The sequence below is a fragment of the Cupriavidus sp. C2SS-8b genome (assembly GCF_057073745.1).
The window spans coordinates 656,740-665,130 of record NZ_CP172718.1; the positions used below are offsets into that span (position 1 = coordinate 656,740).

Below are 8,391 nucleotides of genomic sequence, written 5' to 3' on the forward strand. Positions count from 1 at the left end.
ATCTATCCATGGCGCCAGCGTTGTTCGGCGCATGGGTACCACCACCGTAGCGACTGGCATAGTGCGTGGCCAGTGATGCGATCGGAGTACTTATAGCGACTCAGCGCTCCGGCAGCCGTAACGGACGGAACTTCCCTGCCTGTAGCTTGTTGCTTTGGCGCCACACGTAATCGCCGGTCAGGTTAATGTGTTCCCATCCCAGCGGGGACAGGTAAGAAAACAAGGCTGGATCGATTGGCATGCCACGGCCCATCAGTGCCTGCACAGCACGTTCGAGATAGACGGTGTTCCACAGCACGATTGCCGCCGTGACCAGGTTCAGCCCACTGGCGCGGTAGCGTTGCTGCTCGAAGCTGCGGTCGCGAATTTCGCCAAGACGGTAGAAGAAGACGGATCGCGCCAGCGCGTTGCGGGCCTCGCCCTTGTTGAGGCCCGCATGGGTGCGACGGCGCAATTGCAGGTCCTGTAACCAGTCCAGCGTGAACAATGTCCGCTCGATGCGGCCTAGCTCGCGAAGCGCCACTGCGAGGCCATTTTGTCGTGGGTAGCTGCCGAGCTTTCGCAACATCAATGAGGCGGTCACCGTGCCCTGGCGGATCGACGTGGCCAGGCGCAGGATTTCATCCCAGTGTGACCGGATCAGCTTCTCCTTGTAGGCGCTACCGATCATCGGAGCCAACGCCGGATAGTCGTCTGGGCTGCCGGGGATGTACAGCTTCGTGTCTGCGAGATCGCGGATCCGGGGCGCGAACCGGAACCCGAGCAGATGCATCAGGGCGAAGACGTGATCGGTGAAGCCGTTGGTATCCGTGTAGTGCTCCTGGATCCGCAGATCGGACTCATGGTACAGCAGGCCGTCGAGCACGTAGGTCGAATCACGGATGCCGACGTTGACCAGCTTGGAGTGATACGGCGCGTACTGATCCGAGATATGCGTGTAGATCATCCGGCCGGGTTCAGAGCCGTACTTCGGATTGACGTGCCCAGTGCTCTCGGCTCGGCCGCCGGCCTTGAAGCGCTGACCGTCTGACGACGACGTCGTGCCGTCCCCCCAATGCGCAGCGAACCCATGGGCCGATTGTGCATTGACGAGATCGGCCAGGCCCTGAGTATAGGTTTCGTCCCGAATATGCCACGCCTGCAGCCAGGACAGCTTGGCGTAGGTAGTGCCCGGGCAGGATTCCGCCATTTTGGTTAGACCGAGATTGATGGCGTCGGCAAGCACAGTCGTGAGCAACAGCGTCTTGTCGGTGGCCGGCTCGCCCGTCTTCAGGTGCGTGAAATGGCGGGTGAATCCGGTCCATCCGTCGACTTCCAGCAGCAGCTCCGTGATCTTGACGCGCGGTAGCATCAGCGCGGTCTGGTCGATCAAGGTCTGCGCCTCCATTGGAACGGCGGCGTCGAGCGGCGAGATCTTCAGGCCGGACTGGGTGATGATCGCGTCCGGCAGCTTGTTCGCGGTGGCTAGCCGATTGACGGTGGCCAGCTTCAGTTCCAGCAATCGGCGTCGCTCATCCAGGTAGCAGTCGCAATCAGTGGCGATCGGCAGCGGCAGCAGGCAACTCTGTCGGAGCGCGACGAACTTCTCGGCGGGCAACAGGTACGTCTCGAAATCCTTGAATTGCCGCGAGCCCAGCACCCAGATGTCGCCGGAACGCAAGCGGTTCCTGAGTTCCACCAGCGCGCACAACTCATAGTAGCGACGGTCGATGCCGTTCTTGGCGCGTACCAGCGGCTCCCAGCGCTTCTTGATGAAAGACGTGGGCGCATCGGCCGGGACTTTGCGCGCATCGTTGACATTCATCTTTCGGATGGTGTCAATGGCGGCCAGCACATCCTTGGCGGCCGGCGCGGCGCGCAGCTTCAGGATCTCAAGGAATTCGGGCACGTAACGTCGCAGCGTCGAGAAATGGTCGCCAACCAGATGCAGGAAGTCAAACGCCTCAGGTTGGGCGAGCTGCTCGGCTTCGGTGACGCTCTTGGTGAAGACCTGCCAGGGCATCACCGCTTCAATCGCCTCGAAGGGATCGCCGCCGCGCTCCTTCGCCTCCAGGATGGCCCGCCCGATTCTCGAGTACTGCCGGATCTTGTCATTGATCGACTTGCCGGACAGATGAAATTCCTCGCGGTGCTTCTTCTTCGCCAGATTGAACAGACGCCCCAAGATACGGTCGTGTAGATCGACGATTTCGTCGGTCACCGTGGCGCAGGCCTCGACCACGATCGCGGTCAGCGTCGCGTGCCGGCGCTGCGGCTCGAACTTGGCGAGATCATGGGGCGTCATCTGACCGCCCTCGCGGGCGATCTTGAGCAGCCGGTTCTGGTGAACCAGTCGGTCGATCCCCTCCGGCAAGCCGACGGCCCGCAACCTCTTCAGGCGATCGATATGCTGCAACATCTGGCGGGAGCTGGCCTTGCCCGGCGGCAGCCGCAGCCAGGCGAGCCAGGTCAGGCGCCCATCCGGTCGGCGCTGCAGGAGATGATCTAGCTGTAGCCGGTGGTGTTCCGTGAGCGGCTCGGTCAGTATCTGGTAGATGCGGCGGGTCGCGCGCGTGACGGCCTCCGCGCAAATGCGCTCGATCACGTTCATGCCCGGCAGCAGCAGCGACTGCTGGCGCAGGAAATCGATCAACGCCGTGGCGAGGATGATGCCCTTGTCGGTTTGCTGCGCCAGCTCCGACAGCGACTGGACGGCGGCGCGGTAGTCGGCCATGGTGAACGGGCGCATGCGAAGCACGGTCTGCAGCTCCGCCTGGTGCTCCCTTCGGGTCTGATCGCGCCGCCCGTAGTCCGTCCAATGCGTGGGCGCAAGGCGCAGTTGCTGCGCAACCCACTGCAACAATGCCTGCGGCGGTGCCTCGCCGGCGGCCAACAGGATGCCGGGATGGCGCATGTAACAGAGCTGGACGGCGAATCCCAGCCGATTCGCGGCGCCACGGCGTTGCCGGATCAGCGCATGATCCGACTCGTTGAACGTGTAATGACGGATGAGTTCGTCTTCGCTATCAGGAAACGCGAGCAGGCTCTCCCGCTCGGAGGTGGAAAGGACAGTGCGGCGTGGCATGCCAGTGGTTCACAATGCGTAGGAATCCGCGGTGCCGGGGCACGACACCGGTTTCCGAGGGCGGGTTTCGGCCAAAAAATCAGCAGTCTATACGATCTATTCAGATAATCCTTCTTATCGCAATGGATTGGTTTTCGACCTAAACTGGCAAGCATGAAAACACGCCAGACCCGGCCCCCACTCTCCAGCGTCTCCGAATCCCCCGACTTCCCCGATGAGGCTGCGCTTGCCGCGCTGCGCGCGTGGTACGCGGGCCTCTCATCTCGAGCGGCGGTGGAGCGCTATCTGCCCCATGCCAAGGCGCCCGGTCAATCGGCGCGCGGCATCCTCGGCCAAATCCGCCGGCAACTCATCGCATTCGCGCAGCACCGCCAGCGCGCTGACCTGGCCAACCTGTTCCAGCAGCCCATGAGCGAACGGCTACCGCAGGCGAGCGCCGTGGCCCACGCGATCGAGGTCCTGCGCTCCCTCCCTGCCGCCCAGCCGCACGTTACGGACGACATTGGGCTTTGGCTGGCACCCCGGGCCGTTCGCGCCCTGCGCGCCCACGGCATCCAGACGCTGTCGGACCTGACCGTGCGGGTGCCGCGCCGGCGCCGCTGGTGGAGCGCGATCGCAGGATTGGGGCAGGCCAGTGCGCGGCAAATCGAGGGCTTCTTTGGCGCGCACCCGAAACTGACCGAGCGGGCGCGCGCGCTGATCGTCACCGCGTCGCCGAGCGCGGTGGTTCCGTGGGAGCGGCTGCGACTGCCGCACGAGGTGGACGGCTCGCGGGGCAACTTCCGGGCGCCGCGGCAGGCCTGCACGCTCGACGCCTCCAACGACTACGAGGCGGTGCAGGCGTGGCTCGCCTTGCATGAGGCCCCCACCACGCAACGCGCCTACCGGAAGGAGGCCGAGCGCCTGATTCTGTGGGCGATCGTAGAACGCGGTCGAGCACTGTCATCCCTGACGACTGAGGACGCCATCGCCTATCGCGCTTTCCTGAGGCGGCCGGCGCCGCGCGAGCGGTGGGTCGGGCCACCGCGAGCACGTAGTGCCCCCGATTGGCGCCCGTTTGCACGAGCGCTTTCGGCCCGCTCCACGGCATACGCGCTGTCGGTGCTGGGCGCCTTGTTCCGCTGGCTGATCGAGCAACGCTACGTGTTGGCCAATCCGTTTGCCGGGATCAAGGTACGTGGCCGCACTCGCGTCGCCGCCCTCGATACCTCCCGAGGATTTACCGAGGGCGAATGGCTGCTGGTGCGTACCATTGCCGACGGCCTGGAGTGGTCCTATGGCTGGGATGCATCCGCGGCCCAGCGCCTGCGCTTTATCCTGGATTTCGCTTATGCCACCGGCTTGCGCGCCAGCGAGCTGGTTGGCGCAACGCTAGGCGACATCCATGTTGATGAACACCACGACCACTGGCTGCACTTGATCGGCAAGGGGAGTCGGCCTGGGAAAGTGGCGCTTCCACCACTGGCACGATCGGCGCTCGACCAGTACCTGGTGCAACGGGGGCTGCCGGTGACGCCGGCTCGCTGGGATCCCAAGACGCCCCTCCTCGCGAGCCTGGAACTGGATAGAGCGGCCAGCATTACCGGGACCCGCCTCTGGCACGTGATGCGGCGCTTCTTTGGCCAGGCCGCCGATGTGGTTGTGCCCGACAACCCAACAGTTGCCGACAAGCTGCGCCGGGCTAGCCCACACTGGATGCGGCATACCCATGCCACCCATGCCTTGGCGCGCGGCGCGGAATTGACCAGCGTGCGCGACAATCTTCGTCACGCTTCGGTTGCCACGACCTCGATCTATTACCGGCCGAAAGGTTTTATGCGCAGTCTCAAATCCCACTCGCGATAGGCAAAGGTTCTCGGTCGTAGGAACTGTACATAAAAGTTTGGACAGGATGTGGAGGCCCGCAACCAACAAACGGCGTGCGTAACCTCCTCGGTCCTACAGCGAATGGAGCCATTCGAGCAGCGTTTTGTTCTGCTGCCACGATGGGAACTTTGGAAGCGGCGCACCGTCACTGACTTTCTCGAGCGCTTTGCGCTTCATCTCAAGATTTGCGCGAGCATAGATCTCGGTAGTCTTCACATCGACGTGACCCAGGAAGTCGCGGATGATCTCGAGCGGGACGCCACTTTGCAGCAGGTGCATTCCCTTTGTGTGCCGCAGGCTGTGGGGACTCACCCGCTGCGTAAACTCGGGGTGACTTCGTCGTATAGGAATCACATACTTTTCGAGAAGATACCGCACACCCGAGCGCGATAACCGTGTGCCTTGCCGGTTCTGGAAGAGTGGCTTGTCGGTCTGTTCAGGGCGATCGAGGTTGTTATCGCGTCGATACTGGCGCAGCAGTTCGACAGTCGAGTCCATCAGGGGCACGGCGCGTAGCTTTCGACCCTTTCCCATGAGTCGTACCTGCGACGGAGGATCCAGGCGCACGTCGCCAGCGTTCAGGTCAATCAACTCCTGTACCCGGGCGCCGGTGTCATAGAGTACGCTTAACATTACTGCATCTCGGCGGCCCTCAGACGTACGCAGATCCGGTTGAGCGAGAAGCTGTGCAAGGTATTCCTTGGAGAGATAATCGACGCTGGGGCGCGGCTGTCGCCGCAGCGGAATGGCGAGGACCTGCTGGCATTGCAACAGTTGCTCGGGCACTTCCGACTGTACGTAGCGGAAGAACGCGTGTAACGCCGCGAGGCGATGATTCTGCGTGCTGACAGAAACGTGCCGGTCGGTTACCAGGTGATCAAGGAATGCCTCAACAAGGGGTACGTCGATCTGTGCCAGAGACAGACGCTCCAGTGCGATTCCTCGCACGTCGCGACAGAATCGCAGCAGCAGGGTGAAGACGTCGCGATAAGCCTTGATCGTGTTGGGGCTTAGGTTGCGCTGTGCGGCCAGATGATGCGTCAGGAAGTCGGTCAGGAGCATGGAGAAGTCCGTTGGTTTCATGATCCATTCCTCCGCGGGATGACATCACCGAAGACGGCGCTGGTGCGCGCCGTGATCTCCGGAAACAGTTCAGCTATCAGGTGCAGGTAGCGCTGCGTTCCGACAAGAGACCGATGTCCCATGTAGGTCGCCAGTACCGGGAGCTTTGCATCGAGGTCAGCCCCCTCGCGGCACCAGCGCAGCAAGGCATGTGCGGCAAATGTGTGCCTCACATCATGTACGCGCGGCCCTTTGCCTCTGCCGCCGTGCGTGATTCCGGAGCGCAACAGGAGGTCCCGGAATACCCAGTAGACCGCTTCGAGACTGTACGGTCCGTCGGACGGTGAAGGAAAGAAGTACGCTTCGGGCGACCGGTCCCCCATGATTCCCGCATACCTGCGAAGGCGCTGCACCAGCGGCAAGGCTGGAGGCACGAGGCGGTCCTTCCCGAATTTGGCCTCACGCACCGTCAGGATACCCCGGTCAAGGTCCACATCGGCCACGCGAAGGTGCAGCACCTCGCCAAGACGCAGCCCACAGCCATACAGTAGCCGGAATACTTCCGGCATGATGAGATGGCGCATTGGCGATCGCGCGGTCGGCACGAGCTGGTCGGCCGCGTGGAGCAACCGGTTGATCTCGGCGTGGGTCAGGATGCGTGGCGAGAAACCATCTGCATTTCTTACTGTCAGAGATCGAGCTGGCACGTCAGCGGAATATCCCTGCCGGCACATGAATAGGGCGAATTGGCGAACCGCACAGATGCGATGATCGTGGGTGCCCCTACACTCGTGGGGCTGTTTGGAGAGCCACTTGCGACTAATCGAGCGCGGTAGCTCGCATTGCGATAGTCCTTCATCGCACAGAAAGCGATCAAAGCGCGCCAGCAATCGGGCGGGCTCATCATATCGGTAACCACACGCCCGTCTCTCCTGGACAAACTGTTCCATGAGCGAGCCGACAGCGCTTCGGAACCGTCCCTTGAATGATCTACTCGTCATGGCGCATCTCCTCGGTGTTCAGCGCGGCCGTGCGCAGCGCTTCCACGTTGGTCTTGGCGTAGATCAACGTCGACGCCGTCGACGCGTGCCCCAGGATGTCGCTGATGACTTGAAACGGCGTCTGTTCATGGAGCAGTCGCGTCGCGAGAGTGTGGCGTAGCGAGTGCAATCCGTGACGTTGTGGAGTCCGGAAGCGAATACCGGCACGGGCCTTCCAACTCTCGACGACGTGATACAGGTTATCTGTCTCACAGAAGGGTTGGAAAGGCGCATTCAATGTGAGGAACACTTCTCGATGACCCGATTGAGGACGGGCCAATCTCAGATACTCAATCAGTGCTTCGCCAACTTCTTCCGTTAGTGGCAAGCAAAGAGGTGCTAGGGTCTTCGACTGCTTAATCTCTATGGTGGCTGTATCCCATTTCAGATCGTCGAGGGATAGTGTCCGAATGTCGCTCGCTCGCAATCCAAGGCGACAGGCCAGCAGAAGGATCGCGTAATCGCGCTTTCCTTTGGGCGAGGTTCTATCAACGACTTCGAGCAGCCTAGTCACGAGTTCCGGGTCCCAGACCGATGGAACAGTCGCATCTCGGGGAACGTGGACTACTGGCAATACATGGCTGAGATCCTGCTGCAGAAGTCCTCGCAGCAGAAGAAACCGCAGAAAGCCGCGCACATCGGAAACGATTCGCGAGACGGACTTGGCCACCAGGCGATGTTGCGAGGTCACAAAGGCGCAGAGATCGGGCGGCTGTATCTGATCAAAAAACGTGATGTTCCTTGAACCAAGGAAATCCGCGAATATCGCGATCTCACGCATCCGCTCGCGAAGGGTCGTTGGGCGAAGATGAAGGCGATCCCGGCAGTACAGTTCATAGTCACGCAATGTCGTGCTCATGGGCGCCGGGACCTGTATCTTCTGCATGTCGGTGACGGTGCGTTCAATGTGCCCGTCATGCGCAAAGTCCTCCAGAACCTTGAGGGCAAACACGATATGCCGTCGCCACCCCTGGCGTGAGTTTAGGCGTTCACCCTCACGCATCTGATACGCGGTGCAAAACTGTTTCGCCAGCATCTGTGAGTACGCATCTCCCAGGCTCATCTCGTGACAAAACACGATGAGATGTCGCCAGACTACGCGATAGCGCCCCAGCGATCGTCTGCTGTAGTGAAGCCTTTCCAGTTCGCCCACGGCACCGGCAATGACCTGCTCCAACGGAAGGCGGCTTGAAACTTGATGGGTGGAATGCTCCATGATCGAGCTCCTCACAACGGCGGCCCCGATGGCCGCCAGGACTCCCATCATGAAACTTTATGTGCAGTAAACCAACGCTGGGGACTTGCCTACAAGGCCTTTACCTCGGCTACTGCGCATAAAACCTTTCGGCCGGTAATAGC

At 61.6% G+C, this 8,391-nt stretch carries 5 protein-coding genes; 1 reads left to right on the forward strand and 4 read right to left on the reverse strand.

Features of this window, described 5'->3' with window-relative positions:
• Positions 1–100 precede the first annotated feature (100 nt).
• Positions 101–3,064 (reverse strand): Tn3 family transposase, encoded by a 2,964-nt coding sequence (locus tag ACIGJB_RS32645; RefSeq protein WP_483734985.1) that lies wholly within the window; start codon positions 3,062–3,064, stop codon positions 101–103.
• Positions 3,065–3,217: 153 nt separating this feature from the next.
• Between ACIGJB_RS32645 and ACIGJB_RS32650 the strand changes: the two genes are divergently transcribed.
• The gene (locus ACIGJB_RS32650; RefSeq protein WP_483734986.1) at positions 3,218–4,909 is read left to right on the forward strand and encodes a phage integrase family protein; all 1,692 of its coding nucleotides are present in this window, start codon (positions 3,218–3,220) and stop codon (positions 4,907–4,909) included.
• Between the two features lie 93 nt (positions 4,910–5,002).
• On the opposite strand, the gene ACIGJB_RS32655 is transcribed toward ACIGJB_RS32650, so the two are convergent.
• From ACIGJB_RS32655 to ACIGJB_RS32665, 3 genes are read right to left on the reverse strand one after another with little or no spacing between them, the layout of a single operon-like run.
• On the reverse strand, positions 5,003–6,013 hold the full coding sequence (locus ACIGJB_RS32655) for a site-specific integrase (RefSeq protein WP_035864567.1): 1,011 nt from the start codon (positions 6,011–6,013) through the stop codon (positions 5,003–5,005).
• Positions 6,010–6,993 (reverse strand): tyrosine-type recombinase/integrase, encoded by a 984-nt coding sequence (locus ACIGJB_RS32660; protein WP_035864569.1) that lies wholly within the window; start codon positions 6,991–6,993, stop codon positions 6,010–6,012. The genes ACIGJB_RS32655 and ACIGJB_RS32660 overlap by 4 nt, the downstream gene beginning before the upstream one ends.
• Entirely contained in the window at positions 6,983–8,248 is a 1,266-nt protein-coding gene (locus ACIGJB_RS32665; protein ID WP_035864572.1) for a site-specific integrase, read from the reverse strand. The genes ACIGJB_RS32660 and ACIGJB_RS32665 overlap by 11 nt, the downstream gene beginning before the upstream one ends.
• Between the last annotated feature and the right edge of the window lie 143 nt (positions 8,249–8,391).